General features: G+C 47.8%; 18 protein-coding genes. 17 read left to right on the plus strand and 1 reads right to left on the minus strand.

Annotated features, from left to right (window positions below):
• The first annotated feature begins 2 nt into the window (after positions 1–2).
• From gspF to H8K29_RS15815, 4 genes are all read left to right on the plus strand, one after another.
• Positions 3–1,223: a type II secretion system inner membrane protein GspF gene (gene gspF, locus H8K29_RS15800; protein WP_186898359.1), complete on the plus strand. Its 1,221-nt coding sequence runs from the start codon at positions 3–5 to the stop codon at positions 1,221–1,223.
• Between the two features lie 11 nt (positions 1,224–1,234).
• The gene (locus tag H8K29_RS15805) at positions 1,235–1,843 is read left to right on the plus strand and encodes a type II secretion system protein N (RefSeq protein WP_186898360.1); all 609 of its coding nucleotides are present in this window, start codon (positions 1,235–1,237) and stop codon (positions 1,841–1,843) included.
• Positions 1,840–2,658 (plus strand): uracil-DNA glycosylase, encoded by an 819-nt coding sequence (locus H8K29_RS15810; protein ID WP_186898361.1) that lies wholly within the window; start codon positions 1,840–1,842, stop codon positions 2,656–2,658. The genes H8K29_RS15805 and H8K29_RS15810 overlap by 4 nt, the downstream gene beginning before the upstream one ends.
• A 103-nt stretch (positions 2,659–2,761) precedes the next feature.
• Positions 2,762–3,994, plus strand: coding sequence for an HD-GYP domain-containing protein (locus tag H8K29_RS15815; protein ID WP_186898362.1), 1,233 nt, complete (start codon positions 2,762–2,764; stop codon positions 3,992–3,994).
• A gap of 78 nt (positions 3,995–4,072) precedes the next feature.
• Here H8K29_RS15815 and H8K29_RS15820 read toward each other — a convergent pair whose 3' ends face one another.
• On the minus strand, positions 4,073–5,053 hold the full coding sequence (locus H8K29_RS15820) for an NADPH:quinone oxidoreductase family protein (RefSeq protein WP_186898363.1): 981 nt from the start codon (positions 5,051–5,053) through the stop codon (positions 4,073–4,075).
• A gap of 109 nt (positions 5,054–5,162) precedes the next feature.
• On the opposite strand from H8K29_RS15820, the gene surE reads away from it, so the two are divergent.
• From surE to bamB, 13 genes are all read left to right on the plus strand, one after another.
• The gene (gene surE, locus H8K29_RS15825) at positions 5,163–5,900 is read left to right on the plus strand and encodes a 5'/3'-nucleotidase SurE (protein ID WP_186898364.1); all 738 of its coding nucleotides are present in this window, start codon (positions 5,163–5,165) and stop codon (positions 5,898–5,900) included.
• Positions 5,897–6,739 (plus strand): protein-L-isoaspartate(D-aspartate) O-methyltransferase, encoded by an 843-nt coding sequence (locus H8K29_RS15830; protein ID WP_186898365.1) that lies wholly within the window; start codon positions 5,897–5,899, stop codon positions 6,737–6,739. Before surE ends, H8K29_RS15830 begins: the two co-directional genes overlap by 4 nt.
• Before the next feature lie 45 nt (positions 6,740–6,784).
• Entirely contained in the window at positions 6,785–7,711 is a 927-nt protein-coding gene (locus H8K29_RS15835) for a peptidoglycan DD-metalloendopeptidase family protein (RefSeq protein ID WP_186898366.1), read from the plus strand.
• Positions 7,712–7,837: 126 nt separating this feature from the next.
• Positions 7,838–8,887: an RNA polymerase sigma factor RpoS gene (rpoS, locus tag H8K29_RS15840; protein ID WP_186898367.1), complete on the plus strand. Its 1,050-nt coding sequence runs from the start codon at positions 7,838–7,840 to the stop codon at positions 8,885–8,887.
• Positions 8,888–9,017: 130 nt separating this feature from the next.
• Entirely contained in the window at positions 9,018–10,355 is a 1,338-nt protein-coding gene (gene rlmD / locus H8K29_RS15845) for a 23S rRNA (uracil(1939)-C(5))-methyltransferase RlmD (RefSeq protein ID WP_186898368.1), read from the plus strand.
• A gap of 138 nt (positions 10,356–10,493) precedes the next feature.
• Positions 10,494–10,919, plus strand: coding sequence for a nucleoside-diphosphate kinase (ndk, locus tag H8K29_RS15850; RefSeq protein ID WP_176803749.1), 426 nt, complete (start codon positions 10,494–10,496; stop codon positions 10,917–10,919).
• An 83-nt stretch (positions 10,920–11,002) separates the two neighbouring features.
• Positions 11,003–12,160 carry a 23S rRNA (adenine(2503)-C(2))-methyltransferase RlmN gene (gene rlmN, locus H8K29_RS15855; RefSeq protein ID WP_186883542.1) on the plus strand — a complete coding sequence of 386 codons (1,158 nt, stop codon included), beginning with the start codon at positions 11,003–11,005 and terminating at the stop codon, positions 12,158–12,160.
• Positions 12,157–12,963: a type IV pilus biogenesis/stability protein PilW gene (gene pilW, locus H8K29_RS15860; RefSeq protein ID WP_317889257.1), complete on the plus strand. Its 807-nt coding sequence runs from the start codon at positions 12,157–12,159 to the stop codon at positions 12,961–12,963. Before rlmN ends, pilW begins: the two co-directional genes overlap by 4 nt.
• Complete coding sequence (locus tag H8K29_RS15865) at positions 12,956–13,957, plus strand: helix-turn-helix domain-containing protein (RefSeq protein WP_186898369.1); 1,002 nt, start codon at positions 12,956–12,958, stop codon at positions 13,955–13,957. Before pilW ends, H8K29_RS15865 begins: the two co-directional genes overlap by 8 nt.
• Before the next feature lie 2 nt (positions 13,958–13,959).
• Complete coding sequence (ispG, locus tag H8K29_RS15870) at positions 13,960–15,228, plus strand: flavodoxin-dependent (E)-4-hydroxy-3-methylbut-2-enyl-diphosphate synthase (protein ID WP_186898370.1); 1,269 nt, start codon at positions 13,960–13,962, stop codon at positions 15,226–15,228.
• Between the two features lie 16 nt (positions 15,229–15,244).
• On the plus strand, positions 15,245–16,606 hold the full coding sequence (hisS, locus tag H8K29_RS15875) for a histidine--tRNA ligase (protein ID WP_186898371.1): 1,362 nt from the start codon (positions 15,245–15,247) through the stop codon (positions 16,604–16,606).
• 12 nt (positions 16,607–16,618) lie between these two features.
• On the plus strand, positions 16,619–17,269 hold the full coding sequence (locus H8K29_RS15880; RefSeq protein ID WP_186898372.1) for a tetratricopeptide repeat protein: 651 nt from the start codon (positions 16,619–16,621) through the stop codon (positions 17,267–17,269).
• Positions 17,270–17,280: 11 nt separating this feature from the next.
• Complete coding sequence (bamB, locus tag H8K29_RS15885; protein WP_186898373.1) at positions 17,281–18,426, plus strand: outer membrane protein assembly factor BamB; 1,146 nt, start codon at positions 17,281–17,283, stop codon at positions 18,424–18,426.
• Positions 18,427–18,429 lie beyond the last annotated feature (3 nt).

Consider the following 18,429-nt stretch of genomic DNA (forward strand, 5'->3'; position numbering starts at 1 on the left):
CCGTGCCGGCATTTCGATATGAAGCGATAGATAGTCATGGCAGTAGCAGTACCGGTGTGTTAAACGCCGATAGTGCGAGAGCTGCGCGCAGTGATTTGCGAGCACAGGGTCTTGTTCCTGTGTTGGTTGAGGCTATCAATAACAATGCTGACGGCGGTGCCCGTCAGCGACGCTCTTTTTTCTCCGAGCGCTTATCCAGCGTGGAGCTGGCTTTATTTACCCGCCAGCTTGCAAGTTTGCTGGAAGCAGGATTGCCACTCGAACAGTCATTAACAGCGTTGCTGGAACAATCTGAGCGTACCTTTATCCGCGACATCATTGCTTCTGTGCGATCCGAGGTGATGGCTGGAGCCGCCTTATCTGATGCACTGAAACAGCATCCGGATGATTTTGCCGATATCTATTGCGCTCTGGTGGCGTCAGGCGAACAAATTGGTCATCTGGCGCGTGTTTTGTCGCGTCTGGCCGATTACATAGAACGTCGTAACGCGCTGGTGCAGAAGGTGAAGCTGGCTTTTACTTATCCGGCGATTGTGACGCTGGTGGCATTTGCGATTGTGATTTTCTTGCTGACGTATGTGGTGCCGCAAATTGTTTCTGTGTTTGCGAACACCAAACAAAAACTGCCATTGCTCACTGTGTTGATGCTGGCTGTCTCAGATTTTGTGCGGGTGTATGGTTGGCTGGTTGCTTTGCTTGGTGTTGCGGCTTTTTCAGTCTGGCGTCTTGCCTTGAAAAATCCCGAAATAAAAATGCGCTGGCATCAGTGGTTGTTGACCGCCCCTGTTTATGGCAAGTTTGAGCGTAGTTTAAATACCTCCAGGTTTGCCAGCACGCTGGCGATTACGACAGGTTCGGGCGTGCCGATTTTACGTGCCCTGCAAACGAGCCGGGAGACCTTATCGAATGTCGCAATGCGCGCTCAGGTCGAGGATGCGACGGCAAGTGTCCGCGAGGGCGTCAGTCTGGCACGGGCCTTGTCTGCGCATAAATATTTCCCACCTATGCTGATTCATATGATACGCGCAGGCGAAGTCACGGGTGAGCTGCCTGCTATGCTGGAACGTGCATCGAATGCGCAGGAGCAGGATCTGGAACGCAGGGCGCTGACGATCGCCGGTTTGCTGGAGCCTGTACTCATACTCGCAATGGGCGCGGTGGTGTTACTGATCGTGTTGGCAGTCCTGATGCCTATTATTGAAATTAATCAGCTGGTACGCTGACAAGGATAGAAATGAAGCGTTTACCTCTTTTGTGTAGTGTGATTGCATTTGCATTATTGTGCGTGACCGTCAGTTTCTGGGGCTTGCGTATTTTTAATCCACAAAACCGTAGTGTTGCGGCACCAACGCAGCAGAACAGCATAGAGCCTGGTTCTGGGCAGTGGGGCAGCTTGTTCGGTGCTGCGCCCGCAAGTCAGATGGCAGCCAGCAATTATCAATTGAAAGGTGTGATCATCGCAAAGCGATCAGCAGAAAGTCTGGCGATTGTCAGTGCTAATGGCAAACCTGCGCAGTCAGTCGCGATTGAGATGCAGATTGCGCCCGGTGTTGTATTGAAGGAAGTGCACGAGCAGTATGTGCTGATTTCAGATAACGGCGTGGTTCGTCGAGTCGATCTGCCACAAAATGCGGTCGTGAATATCGCAGCAAATCCGGTTCGTCCTCCGCCAACCGAGATTATAGGCATCAATCCTGTGGCGCCAGTGGCATTTCCTGCGCATCAGGCGCAGCCAGTTCCGCCAAGTGGTCCGGCACCTGTTCCAAGCCCGGTTGTCACTCCGGGGCTTTCTACCGCATCATTACCTGCAGTGATGCCTGGCATACCTGGTGCTGCACAATGACTGTACGCAGTCCCGACAATTTACCAGCGCAGATTACTGATTGCATACAACTCGCCCATCCATCCTGGCATCCTGCGATACTGAATGGTTTACAGGCGATGCATGCAGCAGATGCTACTTATTTTTCGCGCTTATGCTCGACTGAATTTTTACCGACGGAAGGGCGTTTGTTTGCGGCGTTTCAACAACCGTTAAATGAAGTTCGCTATGTGTTGATCGGTGAGGGACCTTATCCGCGCGCTGATAGTGCAACTGGTGTTTGTTTTATGGATGGTGCGGTCGACAGTCTGTGGGCTGAAGATGGTTCCGGCTTATCTAAAAAAGTTAATCGTGCGACGTCGTTACGCAACTTTATGAAAATGCTGCTGGTCGCTTCCGGCGATCTCAATCAGGAGCATACGAGTGGTGATGTGATGAAAACTGTTGCCACCTCTGCTTTGAATGATGAGACAAGGTTTATCCGGAAACTCTCTGATTTGCAACAAAATATGCACAAGCACGGCTTTCTGTTACTGAATGCGACGCTGGTTTTTCGTGATAACGTGGCACCGGTCAAGGATGGCAAATCCTGGCAGCCGTTTTTACAAGCCATTTTTGCCAGTTTCCTGGAGCAGAAGTCTTCGACATCTCTGCCATCCCTTGTTTTGTGGGGGAAAATTGCGGAACAATTGAAGCGGATTCCGGAAACGGCGCACTTTCCGCAAATCCTTGCAGAACACCCGTATAACCTGAGTTTTATCAAAAACCAAGAGATGCAGGATTTTTTTCGTCCTATGCAATTACTACATAATTGCTCAAAGGAAAATTTTTGTTAGAAGCATGCGCTTATTGTGGCGTAGTTCCTGCCTTTGTAGAATAATCTAAGCTTGGGTTTTTACAGGCTTCACGTCGTCAGTTATCGCTTCCACTCGCTTCTTTATGCTAAAAAAAATTAAAACATCCGAATTGAGAGTGGGTATGTTTGTCACTGAGTTATGCGGCTCATGGATAGATACGCCATTCTGGAAAAAATCGTTTCTTCTCTCTGATTCCGCGGAATTGCTGGAGATCCAGAAATCAAAGATACAGGAAGCGTGGATAGACACAAGCAAAGGCCTTGATGTTCTTCAAGCCGAGTCTGAAGCAAAGCAAAAACCTGAACCTATCGTCGAAACCGTTGTCGTAAAACAGCCAGTTCCAAGGCAGATAGCACCGGTTTCTATGGCAGAGGAGATCGACAGAGCATCCTTGATTGTGAATAAATCGCGTGCGGCGGTTTTTTCTATGTTCAGTGAAGCGCGGATGGGAAAAGCTGTTGATGTCGGTAATGCGCAGGAAATGGTCGAGGAAATTGCAGACTCTGTGATGCGTAATCCCGGTGCTCTGATTGGTCTTGCGAGACTGAAAACCAAGGATGATTACACCTACATGCATTCGGTTGCGGTCTGTGCGTTGATGGTCGCGTTGGGCAAGCAATTAGGCTTAAGTGATGCGGACACCCGTGAGGCAGGGCTGGCAGGCTTGCTGCATGATATTGGTAAGATGGGCATTGACCCTGACATCCTGAATAAGCCAGGTAAGTTGACTGATGCGGAATTTGTCTCCGTCAAAGAGCATCCGGCGGCTGGATACAAAATGCTGCTGGAGGCAAATGGCGTCAGTCAGGTTGCGCTCGATGTGTGTTTGCATCATCACGAAAAAATGGATGGCAGCGGTTACCCGGATCGTCTGAAAGGGGAAGAAATCAGCCTGTTTGCGCGGATGGGAGCGGTGTGTGATGTGTATGATGCGATCACCTCAGACCGTCCATACAAACAAGGTTGGTGTCCTGCAGAATCGTTACGGAAAATGGCCGAGTGGAGTAAGGGACATTTCGATGAAAAAGTATTCCAGGCATTTGTAAAGAGTATAGGTATCTATCCTGTTGGTACTCTGGTGCGGATGGAGTCCGGGCGACTCGGCGTCGTTGTTGAGCAACAGGTCGGCAAGTCTTTGTTATCGCCCAAAGTCAGAGTGTTTTTTTCTGTCAAATCTATGGGTTATATCGTTCCTGAGTTGCTGGATCTGGCTGGTCCGGGCTTGCAAGATAAAATTGTCGCAAGAGAAGATGCATCAAAGTGGGGGTTAAAGGACATCAATCGCTATTGGCTTGGTGATGCTGCTCCACATTGACTTGTATTGTTTCATTTGATTCGATATAAAAAAACTCCACGGCATAGCGTGGAGTTTTTTTCAATAACGCGTGATGCATTATCTTTCAGGTTGTATCACTACTTTACCGGTCACTTTGCGGGCTGCGATATCGTTCAATGCGTTGGCCGTTTCGTTCAATGCATATCGGGCAGAAATATGGGGCTTGATTTTCCCCTCCCTCAGCCAGCCTATCATTTCGCTCATTGCAGCCATATTGGCTTTGGGTTCGCGCTTGGCAAATTCACCCCAAAACACACCGACCAGAGATGCACCTTTTAACAGTGCGAGATTCAGTGGTAATTTCGGAATCTCACCATTTGCAAAACCGACGACCAGATAACGTCCACGCCAAGCGATAGAGCGGAATGCAGGTTCAGCGTAGATGCCGCCAACCGGGTCATATATCACGTCAGGCCCTTTGCCTCCGGTCGCGCTTTTAATCGCTTCACGTAAATCAGTGTTGCTGTAATTAATCGTCATATCGGCGCCATGCTGGCGGCAGATTTCGAGCTTTTCATCTGTTGACGCTGCCGCAATGACTTTGGCACCGACCGCTTTTCCGATCTCAATCGCAGCCAGTCCGACTCCACCTGCAGCACCCAGTACCAACATGGTTTCGCCTGCTTTCAGTTGTGCTCTGTCAACAACCGCATGATGTGATGTGCCATAGGTCAGCGTGATTGCAGCAGCCGTATCAAAATCCATTCCTTCCGGCATAGGAATAACGGCGTTGGCGGGCGCTAAAACTTGTTGGGCAAACGCCCCTTGACCGATAAAGGCAATTACCTTGTCACCAGTTTTGATATGTTTTACACCCTCACCGACAGCGTAAACAATTCCGGACAACTCGCTGCCCGGCGTAAACGGTAGTTCAGGTTTGAACTGATATTTGTTTTGTATGATGAGGAAGTCAGGGAAGTTAACACCAGCGGCCTTGACGGCAATCGCCACCTCTCCGGCTCCGGGTGTCAGGTCCGGGAGTTCGATTACTTCCAAGGTGTCCGGGGTGCCCCAGGTTTTACATACAACGGCTTTCATATGAAGTCTCCAGTTTTAAAAATAGTACGACCGTTTAATTTTTTTGATTATGCCGTAAAAATTGATGACAGGAGGAATTTGTTTTTCCGCATCAGGTAGAATGTGGCTTATGAAAATCTTAATTAGTAATGATGATGGTTATCTTGCCTCTGGCATCGTTGCTCTGGCGGAAGCGCTGATGCCTTTTGCCGAGATTACGGTTGTTGCGCCAGACAGCAACCGCTCAGGTACTTCGAATGCCTTAACGCTGGACAGACCGTTGTCGGTACAACGGGCAGCAAACGGCTTTTATTTTGTGAACGGCACTCCCTCCGACTGCGTGCATATCGCATTAACGGCGATTATGACTGAACGACCTGATTTGATTGTTTCAGGCGTCAATCAGGGACAAAACATGGGCGACGATACTTTGTATTCCGGTACAGTGGCCGCGGCTACTGAGGGATACTTATTTGGAATTCCCGCAATCGCGTTTTCTCAGGTGCATAAGGGGTGGCAGCATCTGGATGCGGCGGCGGCAGTGGCGGCTGAATTGGTTCTGCGCGGGTTTCCTGAGTTGTCTTCACCTTATTTGCTGAACGTCAATATTCCTAATCTACCCCGGACTGAAATAAAAGGAATACGCCGGGCGCGCCTCGGGAAGCGACACAGTTCTGAGCCCGTTATTCCGATGAGAGATCCGCACGGACGTGATATTTACTGGATAGGACCACCGGGAGGTGTTCTTGACGGCGGTGAAGGGACTGATTTTGACGTGACATCGAAAAATTACGTGTCCGTCACACCATTGCAAGTTGATTTGACCAATACACGACAATTGGACATGCTGGCCATGAACATTCAATGACAACGAAAGAAAAGCGTTTCCCTCTCTCCTTATCGTCGGTTGTTGATCAACGCGAGGCAGGGCGTGGCGATCGTACAGGTCACAGTGCATCGACGCAGACGGCAACGCAAAATGCAAGGCAGGGTGCTAATCTGGCTACCCGCATAAGCGCTGCGGAAAACGGTGGAAAAAAAGCACCTGAACAAGCTGTGCCATTCGCCAGTCCTTTGGTTTCTGATGGCGTCCGACGTGCAATGGTTGCAAGGGTAGCGCAGCAGGGAGTCAGTGATACTCTGGTTTTAGCAGCATTACAAGCGATTCCCCGGCACATGTTTCTGGAATCCGGTCTCGCCAGTCAGGCGTATGTTGATGCTTCGCTTCCTATTGGTCATCATCAGACCATTTCGCAGCCATACATTGTCGGCCGGATGTTGGAGATTTTGCGGAACGGAGCAGCTCTTGATAAAGTGCTGGAAATAGGAACGGGTTGTGGTTATCAGGCCGCAGTATTGTCGCTAATAGCGAAAGATGTTTATTCTGTTGAGCGTATCAAGGCCTTGCACGAATTGGCGAAAAATAATCTGCGGCCAATGCGCATTGCGAATATCCGTTTGCATTATGGCGATGGCATGTTAGGTATGCCTCAGGTTGCCCCGTTTGACGGTATCATATTGGCTGCTGCCGGCATGGAAGTGCCTCACGCCTTACTGACGCAACTGAAAATTGGTGGGCGCTTGATTGCGCCGGTTGGTGATCGGCATCAGGTTTTACAGCTAATCGAGCGTGTTTCAGTAAATGACTGGAACAGTACTATGGTAGAAAATTGTCACTTCGTTCCTTTGCGCTCCGGAGTCATTTGAGGTTGTGGCACAAGATCGTAATTCACCTGTAAATTTGTAATGAGAATGAACAAAATAAAAAGCCTGAAAAATTTAATGGCGTTGGGATGCGTCGCTTCGCTTCTTGCAGCGTGTAGTTCGACGCCGAATAAAGCGCCGGTGGTTGAGCGCGGTACGTCCTCGTCAAACGAGGTTTATGTGCCTCCACCAGCGCCTAAACAGGTGGTTAAACCAGTTGAATCCGCGCGCGGGAATTATGTGGTCAAGCGCGGTGATACTTTGTACCGAATCGCTTTAGATCATGGGCAGAGTTACAGTGATCTGGTCGTCTGGAATAATCTGAAAAATCCGAATGACATCAAGGTGGATCAGGTGTTGCGGGTTGCACCTCCTGAAATCAATGGAGCACAGCCAGTGGCAATCGCATCCTCGTCCTCAATTGAGGTGAAGCCGCTGTCTTCAGGTTCGAGTGGGGCCAAGGTGACACCTAAGGGAGATAAGCGTCCATATTCGGAAAGCAATCTTGCAGAGCTTCAGAAGCCAGAAGGTAGTGGGGGCGCACCCGTCAAAACTGAAGTTGCAGTAGTAAAGCCGCAAGAAAGATCTGCAGAGAGTGCTGCAGATGTTGATGCGGTTGACTGGATGTGGCCAGTTGATGGCAAGCTGTTAGCCGGGTTTGACGATAAGAATAAAGGCTTCGATATTGCTGGGCGTATGGGGCAGGATATTTTCGCAGCTGGCGCTGGTAAAGTGATGTATGCCGGTAGCGGTATCCGTGGCTATGGAAATTTAGTGATTGTGAAGCATAACAACAGCCTGTTGTCAGCGTATGCACATAACAAGACAATTCTTGTCAAAGAGGGGCAGTCCATCACTAAGGGGCAAAAAATAGCTGAGATGGGGAACTCGGACAGCGATGGCGTTAAGTTGCACTTTGAAATACGCTTGCAGGGAAAGCCGGTTGACCCATCACGTTATTTACCTGCGCGCTAGATTTATTTTGTCTGTTTTTATTGGTGATTTGTTTTAAAGAGTGTTGTTGGTAATGTTTTTTTGTTGAGGTTGGTCATTTCTTAAAGTTGTCTGTTTCGTATACATATTTTATTCAGATGGAAATCTATGCAAAAAAATACGATCGACCGCAAGTTAAATGTCGCCGCACACGAAGACGTTGAAATCACTCCTGAAGATTATCTGGATAATGCCGAGACAGGTATTGTTTTGGATGTCGAAGTAAGTGACGATGTTGATGAGTCCAATGGGCGCGAAGTCGATCCCATTTCTTTAATTGTTGCTCCTATTGATGAGCTCAAGACTGTACTGGCGAGTGAATTATCTACTGACACTACCCAGTATTACCTGAATCAAATTGGTACTCGCCCCTTATTTAACTCTGCGGAGGAGTTGCATTTTGCGACGCTGGCAAAACAAGGAGATTTCGACGCCAGACAGAAAATGATAGAGCACAATCTCAGGCTGGTCGTCTCGATTGCCAAGCATTACATTAATCGCGGTGTTGCTCTACTCGATATGATAGAGGAGGGGAATCTCGGTTTAATGCATGCAATTGACAAATTCGAACCTGAGCGTGGTTTTCGTTTCTCTACCTACGCAACCTGGTGGATACGTCAAAGTATAGAGCGGGCAATTATGAATCAGGCGCGAACCATTCGCTTACCAGTTCATGTGGTTCGTGAGCTGAATCAGATTCTCCGGGCAAAGTATCACCTCGAGTCACGTCAGAGTGATGGCCGCGAGGCAAAAGCTGAGGATATCGGATTACTGGTCGATCGGCCAGCGGATGAAGTGCAGGATATCCTTGCATTGTCTGAACATGCAACTTCTCTTGATATGCCTTTGGATAATGACCCGCAATCTAGCTTGATGGATTTGTTGCCAGGCGATAGTGATGCGGCTCCTGATGCTCTGGCTGAGCATCATGAAATGACTATCCTTGTGAGAGATTGGCTTTCGCGGCTGTCCGATAAGCAGCGTATAGTCGTTATCCGGCGTTTTGGGCTGGATAATGATGATCCGGCCACTCTGGAAGCTCTGGCTGATGAAATGGGGATCACAAGAGAACGTGTTCGTCAGATTCAGCAAGAAGCATTGATTAAGTTGAAGCGCTCATTTGCATCGCGCGGACTGGGGCGGGATTCTTTGCTGTGACGGGTATTCGTTCTGGATATTCTGCACTTTAGTTGTTTATTGCTAGGGTAGAGTCTCTCACTTCTTTTATAATTCCGCTTTTGAAATCGATCATTAACATGGCGCAGCTGTTTTTCGCGCCAACATTCCCATGAATAAAATTGAAATACGTGCTTTTGATATGGACGCGCGTGGCGTCGGGCATTTGCTAAACGAAGATGGTACGCAAGGTAAAGTAATTTTTGTCGAGGGTGCGTTACCAGGTGAGACGGTTACTTTTAATAGCTATAAAAAGAAGCCAAGCTGGGAAGTGGCGACGCTGACGGATGTCGTTCACGCGTCTTCTCAACGTATTCAGCCTAAGTGCGAATTTTTTGGTACTTGCGGCGGATGCTCGATGCAGCATCTGGAGCCGGATGCGCAGGTGGCGATGAAGCAACGCATTCTGGAAGATAATCTCTGGCATATCGGAAAAGTAAAAGCTGAGACAATGCTGCGCCCGATTTATGGGCCCACCTGGGGATATAGGTACCGTGCCAGATTATCGGTTCGTCATGTCATTAAAAAAAATAAGGTGCTGGTTGGTTTTCACGAAAAAAAATCCCGCTATGTGGCGGATATGGAAACCTGTCAGATATTGCCACCACATGTTTCTGCAATGCTGGTGCCGTTGCGCTCACTGATTGCCTCGTTGTCTATTATTGAATCCTTGCCGCAAATTGAATTGGCGATAGGCGAGGGTGTGACCGCAATGGTGCTGCGCATCATGGAACCGCTGACCCCGGACGATGAAGTGAAGTTAAAAGCGTTTGCAGATGAGCATAGTGTTCAATGGTGGTTGCAGACGAAAGGGCCTGATACTGCTGTGCCTTACTACCCGGCGGAAAGTGATTTGCATTATTTGTTGCCGGAATTCGGCATTAAGATGCCATTCAAGCCGACTGATTTTACGCAGGTGAATCATCATATTAATCGCGTATTGGTGGCACGCGCCTTGCGTTTGCTGGATGTGCAGAAAGATGAGCGTATTGCAGATCTTTTTTGTGGGTTAGGTAATTTCACGCTGCCGATAGCAACGATGGCAAGAGAAGTGGTTGGCATTGAAGGTAGTACTGCACTGACTGAGCGTGCTCTTGAAAATGCAGTGCATAATGGCTTGGCGGAGAAAACCTCGTTCAGTACGCGGAATTTGTTTGAGGTGACGGCGGACGATTTGATTGCCTTGGGCAAGTTTGATCGCTTCCTGATTGATCCGCCGCGTGATGGTGCCATGGCCCTTTGTCAGGCCTTGATTGATTTGACCGAGAAAAAACCTGAATTAAAACCGAAACGACTTGTCTATGTTTCGTGTAGCCCATCCACGCTGGCCCGGGATGCAGGTATGCTGGTAGGAAATGCAGGGTACAAGTTGAGTTATGCTGGCGTGGTGAACATGTTTCCGCATACTTCGCATGTCGAATCGATGGCGGTATTTGATCTGATTGACTAAGCCCGATCGCGATGGTGTGAGGCATTTGGCTTTAGCTTACTCTAAAGACATGTTCTGCCAAGTGTTTCATGCTAAAATCGAAGGTTAGATGAATTCTTGAGTTTTTGTCTTAACCCTTTCTTTTTATTGGAGTTTTTGATGGCTATCGAACGTACATTGTCTATTATTAAACCTGACGCAGTTGCGAAAAACGTAATTGGTCAAATTGTCAGCCGTTTTGAAAACGCAGGTCTGAAAGTTGTTGCTGCTCGCCTGACTCAATTGTCCCGCGCTGAAGCAGAAGGCTTTTACGCTGTTCATGCAGCACGTCCATTCTTCAAAGATCTGGTTGACTTCATGATCTCCGGCCCTGTATTCGTGCAAGTTTTGGAAGGCGAAGGCGCGATTTTGAAAAACCGTGATCTGATGGGTGCAACTGATCCTAAGAAGGCAGAGAAAGGTACTATTCGTGCTGATTTCGCTGAGTCTATCGATGCAAATGCAGTGCACGGTTCTGATGCTGCTGAAACAGCTGCAGTTGAAATCGCTTACTTCTTCCCAGCATTAAACGTGTATTCACGTTAATTTGAAGTAGATTGATTAGTAATTAGAAATTATCTCCCTGCGCCACAAAATGTTGTGGTGCGGGGTGTAAGAAAGAAAAACGCATGACGGTACTCATTAATTTATTGGATTTAGATCCTGCGCAGCTCACTGCATATTGCGGCGAGCTGGGTGAGAAGCCGTTCCGTGCAAAGCAGTTGCAACGCTGGATTCATCAGTTTGGCGCGAGTACTTTTGACGAGATGACTGATCTTGCGAAGTCTTTGCGAGAAAAATTGGCAACCAGAGCGGTTATCGCTGCTCCCTCAGTAATTAGTGATCACACTTCTTCTGATGGTACCCGTAAGTGGTTGGTTGATGTAGGACAGGGGAATGCTGTTGAAACAGTGTTTATTCCTGAAGAGAATCGTGGGACATTGTGTATCTCGACGCAAGCGGGATGTGCGGTGAATTGCCGCTTTTGTTCCACTGGTAAGCAAGGATTTAATCGTAATCTGACCGTTGGAGAAATCATCGGTCAGTTATGGATGGCAGAGTTTGAGTTAAGAAAAACTAAAGGTGTAATTCCTGGTCCAAAAGGTGAGCGTCAGATCACGAATGTGGTGATGATGGGAATGGGGGAGCCGCTGTTAAACTTTGAACCCACGGTCGCCGCGTTGCGTTTGATGCTGGATGATAATGCGTATGGCTTGTCCCGTCGGCGTGTTACGGTGTCGACCAGTGGTGTTGTTCCTATGATGGATAAGTTGTCGCAGGAGTGCCCGGTTGCGCTGGCAGTTTCTTTGCATGCGTCGAACGATGTGCTGCGTGACAGTCTGATACCGTTAAATAAAAAATACCCGTTAAGCGAGTTGATGGCGGCGTGTAAGCGTTATCTGGAATTTGCGCCGAGAGATTTCATCACCTTTGAATATTGCATGTTGGATGGCGTCAATGATACGGATCAGCATGCACGGGAGCTGATTCAATTGGTTAAAAATGTGCCTTGTAAGTTTAATCTGATTCCGTTTAATCCATTTCCGGAGTCGGGGCTGAAGCGTTCTGCCAATCCACGGATTAAAGCATTTGCGCAGGTGTTGATGGATGCTGGTATCGTGACAACGACACGTAAAACGCGGGGTGATGATATTGATGCAGCATGTGGTCAGTTGGCGGGTGATGTAAAGGATAGGACGCGTGTGCAGGAGCGCATGCAAAAAATGGCGGAATATCAAAAGAAATTTGGCGAAAATTTTGGCAAGATCGTGGAGATCACACAGTGAAAATTTTTGAATTTGGCTCTCGTGCAAAACAGGTATTGCTCCTTTCTCTGGTTTTGTCTATTTCTGCTTGTGCGTCCAGGCATTTGGATGCGCGTGTCGACGAGTCCGCTGTCTCAGCGGAAAAGCTTGAACTGCAGAAGCGTGCATCCATCAGGATGCAATTGGCTGTTGGTTATTATCAGCAAGGACAGCACAAAGTTGCACTGGAAGAGATCAGGCAGGCGTTATTGATTTATCCGGATATGGTTGATGCCTACGCTGTTCGTGCCGTTATTTTTATGGATACGGGTGAAAAGCAACTGGCGGAAGATAATTTTTTGCAGGCACTGAAGCTATCTCCTGGTAATGTCGATGTGGAGAATAATTATGGCTGGTTTCTTTGTCAGAATGGTCGCGAAAAGCAGGGCTTGGCTTATCTTGATCGTGTTATAAATAATCCTGCATATGCCAATTTAGGCAAAACTTATAACAATGCAGGTCTTTGTAGTCTGAGGATGAAGGACTCGCCTCGCGCTGAGAAATATTTCATCGAGGGGTTTAAGCAAGATCCCTCAAATCCGGGTATTAATGCAAATCTCGCCAAAATTCTGTATGACCGTGGTGAATATGGTCAGGCTCGTTTTTACATCAACAGAGTAATTAAGTTTGATGTATTAACTGCAGATGTTTTGTGGCTTGCAATTAAAATTGAAAAGCGACTTGGAGATGAGGCTGCAATGACTGGCTATGCGACGCAATTGCGCCGACGTCATCCGGGTTCGCGTGAATTTGGCCTTTTGCAGCGGGGATCTTTTGATGAGTGATGTGGGATTGAGTCCAGCGTCAGAGGTGCTGCCTTCTGGAGGTGAGTCTAAGCCTGTGTTAAGTGTTGTTCAGACTGCCGGTGGTCTGTTATCTGCAGCCCGCACTTTGGCCGGTCTGAGCGTTGAGCAGGTAGCTGGACAGCTTAAATTGTCTCCTCGTCAGATTATTGCGTTAGAAAATAATGCTTTTGAACAGTTGCCGAAGTTAGTGATTGTGCGGGGATTTGTACGTTCCTACGCTAAGCTGCTTAAACTGGATCCTGCCGAGCTTATTGCTTGTTTGCCTGATGAGCAAACCGGGCAAGCGCTGGATGCTGGTCTGCAACCTACGCTGGCAACCCCTTTTCAGGAATCGCGCTCACCATTTTTGGGAAGAAGTGAAAATAATAATCGCAAATATTTGATAGCTGCCGCCTTTTTTGCGGTGGCTGCATTGTTATTTGTGTCGTATCAATATGTCGAACAATCCTCTTATGTGAAGGCCTTTTTCGCGAGACCATCTGTTCAGGTTGATGCTCTGTCTGTTTCGGCAAGTTCTGTAGATGCAGTTTCTGCATCTGCGCCCGTTGTTGAAAAAGTCAATTCTGTTTCAGTGCCGTCTTCTGTGGTTGCCGAGATTACCAAAAGTGCGGATGCTGAACGCAGTGAGCCGGCAAAAACCTTAGTCGAAGTGACATCTGCCAGTCATCCCGCTGTTGCAGTAGCTACATCTAATACAGCTGAGAATACGCCTTTGGTTCAACCTGTTGCTGCAGGTAATGATAAGTTGCGGCTGAAGTTTCGCCAGGATTCATGGGTGCAGGTTAAAAAAGAAAATGGCACAGTTCTCACTTCACATTTGGCAAAAGCGGGGACTGAAGAAGTGTTTGAGGTGAAAGAAACCTTGCAACTGAGATTGGGCAACGCCGCGGGTGTTGATGCGTCGCTTCGTGGTAATGCAATGGATATCACAACAGGCAAAGACTCGAATGTCGTTAATTTGATTGTTAAGTAAGTATGGAGTCCCTTTTGTCCGAAATTTTGTCTGGTTCTCGCCAGAGGCGTCTCAGTCGTACGGCAAGCATCGTCTATGGAAAGCGCAAAGTTGTAATCGGCGGTGATGCGCCGGTTGTTGTGCAATCAATGACAAATACAGATACTGCCGATGTAATTGCGACCGCAATTCAGATCAAGGATCTGGCGCGGGCAGGTTCTGAATTGGTACGTATCACTGTCAATAATCCTGAGGCGGCTGCGGCGGTTCCGGCAATTCGCGAACAACTCGACAAAATGGAGGTTGATGTTCCGCTGGTCGGTGATTTTCATTATAACGGCCATACCTTGCTACAGGATTTTCCTGATTGCGCGCAAGCCTTGTCGAAGTATCGGATTAATCCTGGTAATGTAGGTCAGGGGGCAAAGCGGGAATCTCAGTTTGCTCAGATGATAGAGTTGGCCTGCCGCTATGATAAACCGGTTCGTATCGGTGTTAACTGGGGTAGTCTGGATCAAACCCTGTTGGCAAGAATTATGGATGAGAATGCTCGCCGTTCCGTACCTTGGACTGCGCAATCTGTCATGTATGAAGCGTTGATTACGTCTGCGATAGAAAATGCGCAGCGCGCAGAGGAACTGGGACTGGCTGGGGATAAAATTATCTTATCGTGCAAGGTTTCTGGTGTGCAGGATTTGATTGCGGTGTACCGTGAACTTTCGACACGCTGCGAATACCCTTTACACTTGGGTTTGACCGAGGCAGGAATGGGAAGTAAAGGGATCGTTGCTTCCACCGCTGCGCTCTCGGTATTGTTGCAAGAGGGGATTGGCGACACCATACGTATATCGTTGACTCCCGAGCCTGGCGGCGACCGTTGTCGTGAGGTGATTGTAGGTCAGGAAATTTTGCAGACCATGGGGTTGCGGAAATTTACGCCGATGGTGATTGCTTGTCCTGGTTGTGGTCGCACGACTTCCACGGTATTTCAGGAATTGGCAGACGATATTCAGACTTTCTTGCGTGAGCAGATGCCTGTCTGGAAGAAGCAGTACCCTGGCGTTGAGAGTATGAATGTTGCTGTCATGGGATGTATCGTGAATGGTCCTGGTGAGTCAAAACACGCAAATATCGGTATTAGCCTTCCGGGTACAGGTGAGTCGCCAGCTGCACCAGTGTTTATTGATGGTGTAAAAGCGATGACATTGCGTGGAGATAGAATTGCTGAAGAATTTCAGGCAATTGTGCTGAACTATGTCGCAAAGCGTTATGCACCAACAGTAGTTGAATAATTGAACTGAGTTTCTTATGTCAGAAAATAAAAAAATAGAAAAAATAGTCGGTGTTAAGGGAATGAATGATTTGCTCCCTGACGATTCCGCACTCTGGGAACTATTCGAAAATACGGTTCACTCAGTATTAAAGAGCTATGGATTTCAACAGGTTCGTACACCGATAGTTGAGCCTACTCCGCTGTTTGCCCGCGGACTTGGTGAGGTGACAGATATCGTCGAAAAAGAAATGTATTCATTTGAAGACTCGATGAATGGCGATAAGCTGACGTTGCGCCCAGAAGGAACTGCGGGTGTGGTGCGCGCAGCAATTGAGCACAATCTTGTTTATGATGGTCCTAAGCGCCTTTGGTATGCGGGTCCTATGTTCCGACATGAAAAGCCTCAACGTGGACGCTATCGTCAGTTTCATCAGGTAGGTGCTGAGGCCTTGGGTTTTAGTGGGCCAGATATTGATGCTGAATTGATTATGCTGTGTCAGCGGCTCTGGGATGATCTCGGTTTGCAGAATGTGTGTCTTGAGTTAAATTCGATCGGTGATGCAAGCGAGCGAAATTTGCACCGTGCAGCGTTAATCAGTTATTTTGAGAGTCACTCTGATATTCTCGATGCAGAAGCGAAGCGTCGCTTGCATAGCAATCCACTGCGGATACTTGATACAAAAAATCCAGCGATGCAAGAAATGGTCAATGCTGCGCCAAAACTGTTGGATTATCTCGGTGCTGAGTCGCTGGCTCACTTTGATGGAGTACAAAAAATACTGCGTCACAATAGTATTCCGTTCACGATTAATCCGCGTCTTGTGAGAGGTATGGATTATTACAATCGCACTGTTTTTGAGTGGGTGACAGACGAGTTGGGGTCACAGGGAACAGTGTGTGCTGGTGGGCGCTATGATACTTTATTCTCAACTTTTGCTGGAAAACCAACTCCTGCGTGTGGTTTTGCAATGGGGATTGAGCGGCTGATTGAATTGATGAAGGTTGCTGGTGATGTTCATCAGCCTTCCTTGTGTGATGTTTATCTGGTTCACCAGACTGACGAGGGACAAATGCAGTCTTTGGTTCTTGGTGAGCGATTACGCGATGCCGGGCTTGATGTTGTGCTACATTGCGCAACCGCGACCGGGATTGGTAGTTTTAAATCGCAAATGAAGAAGGCAGATGCCAGTGGTTGCGCATACGCGGTGATTATTGGTGAGGACGAGGTTGCCAATAACAATGTCAGTATAAAATCCATGCGATCCGATATTGCTGAAAATAATCAAATCAGTGTTCCGTTTGATGCTGCGGTAGATTATCTGGTTGATCAGATTGCAGGCACTGGTGATGACAGCTCTTGCTGCGATGACCCGAATCATATTCATATTAACCATTAATCTTATAAAAACATGGCATACGATCTCGAAGAACAAGAGCAACTCGCAACACTGAAAGCAACATGGAAGCAATATGGTAATTTGATTACCTGGGTTTTGATCATTGCGCTTGCTGCCTATGCAGGATGGGTGCAATGGAATAACTATCAAACGAATCAGGCAGGGCAAGCCTCTCAGTTATATGAAGAGTTGCAGAAGTCTGTAACAGCAAAAGATGCGGCAAAGATTCAGCGCGCTGTGGGTGACTTAAAAGAGAAGTTTCCTGCGACGTCATACGCTTCGATGGCCGCATTGGTTTCAGCTAAAACATCGTTTGATGCAAATGATTTGAAGTCTGCTAAAAGTCAGCTCCAGTGGGTAATTGACTCTGGTAAAGGCGACGAGTACAAGGCTTTAGCAAAGATACGTCTGGCTGGTATTTTGTTGGATGAAAAATTATTTGATGAAGCGTTGAAACAGTTGTCAGGTGAATTTCCAGCTGAGCTGCAAGCAGATGTTGCTGACAGAAAAGGCGATATTTTCGTTGCGCAGGCTAAATTGGATGACGCTAGAAAGTCCTACCAGGTTGCATTGGACAAGGCGACAGAAAAAAATTCAGTAAAACAATTAATTCAAATTAAATTGGATGCGATTGGTGGATCTGTTGAGTCTGTAAGCAAATAACAGGAGTGTTTATGCATTTTTCTGCCAAAATAATTTCGGCGGCTGCATTGTGTGTTTTGGCAGGATGTTCTTCGTGGAATCCATTCTCCTCAAAATCTGAAAAAAATGTACCGGCAGCATTGTTAGAGATAAAACCGACTCTTTCTGTTAAACAGTTATGGTCTGTTCAGGTCGGTTCGGCTCAGAACTACGTGTTCTCGCCGGCAATTGTTGGACAGCAGCTCTATGTTGCTGCCGCTGATGGAACCTTGCTGAAGATTGATGCGGCCAGTGGTCGTGCAGACTGGCGTATTAATGCTGGCGTGCGTTTGACGGGCGGTGTCGGAGCAAATGCCAGAACGGTCGTCGTTGCAGGTGATAAGGGTGGTTTGTTTGCTTTCGATAATGAAGGCAAGCTGCGTTGGAAAAATCAGGATTCCACAGAAATTTTATCTGCCCCGGCGTTATCTGATAGCTTAGTTGTTGTTCGTAGTATTGATAATAAAATTAGCGCATATGACGTTGAAACCGGCGCCCGTAAATGGGTGGTTGAGCGTACTTTGCCCGCTTTAACGTTACGTGCGTTCCCAGGTTTGGTCGTTGCAGGTGATCAGGTGATCATCGCTTTGCCAGGTGGGCGTATGGCAGCTTTATCTCTTGCCAATGGCGGCTTGCGCTGGGAGGCCGTGGTTGGTGAGCCAAAAGGTGCGACTGAACTTGAGCGTGTTGCGGATGTTTCAGGATTTCCTGCGATCATCGGGCGTGATGTTTGCGCCAGTGCTTATCAGGGTCGGGTCGGTTGCTTCGATCTGAATACAGGCGCTGTTCGTTGGGTAAGGAAATTATCCAGTGAGGTTGGTGTCGGTGTCGATGAGCGCTTTGTCTTTGCTGCAGATGTTGGCGGTGCTGTGACTGCTTATAATCGTGAGTCAGGCTCTAGTGCTTGGAAAAATGATAAGCTTGCCAATCGGCGCTTGTCAGCACCTGTTTCTTTCGGTCGCTCTGTTGTCGTGGGTGATCTGGCAGGTTACGTGCATTTTCTCTCCAGAGAAGATGGTTCTTTCATCGGTAGGTTGCCTACTGATGGTAGTCAGATTTTAGCTGCGCCTGTTGTGGTTGGCTCAAATTTGATTGTTCAAACAAAATCAGGATTAGTGGTTGCTATCGCAACTGAGTAATAT

Source organism: Undibacterium sp. CY21W, assembly GCF_014284265.1.
In the GTDB taxonomy this organism is placed as follows: domain Bacteria; phylum Pseudomonadota; class Gammaproteobacteria; order Burkholderiales; family Burkholderiaceae_D; genus Undibacterium; species Undibacterium aquatile.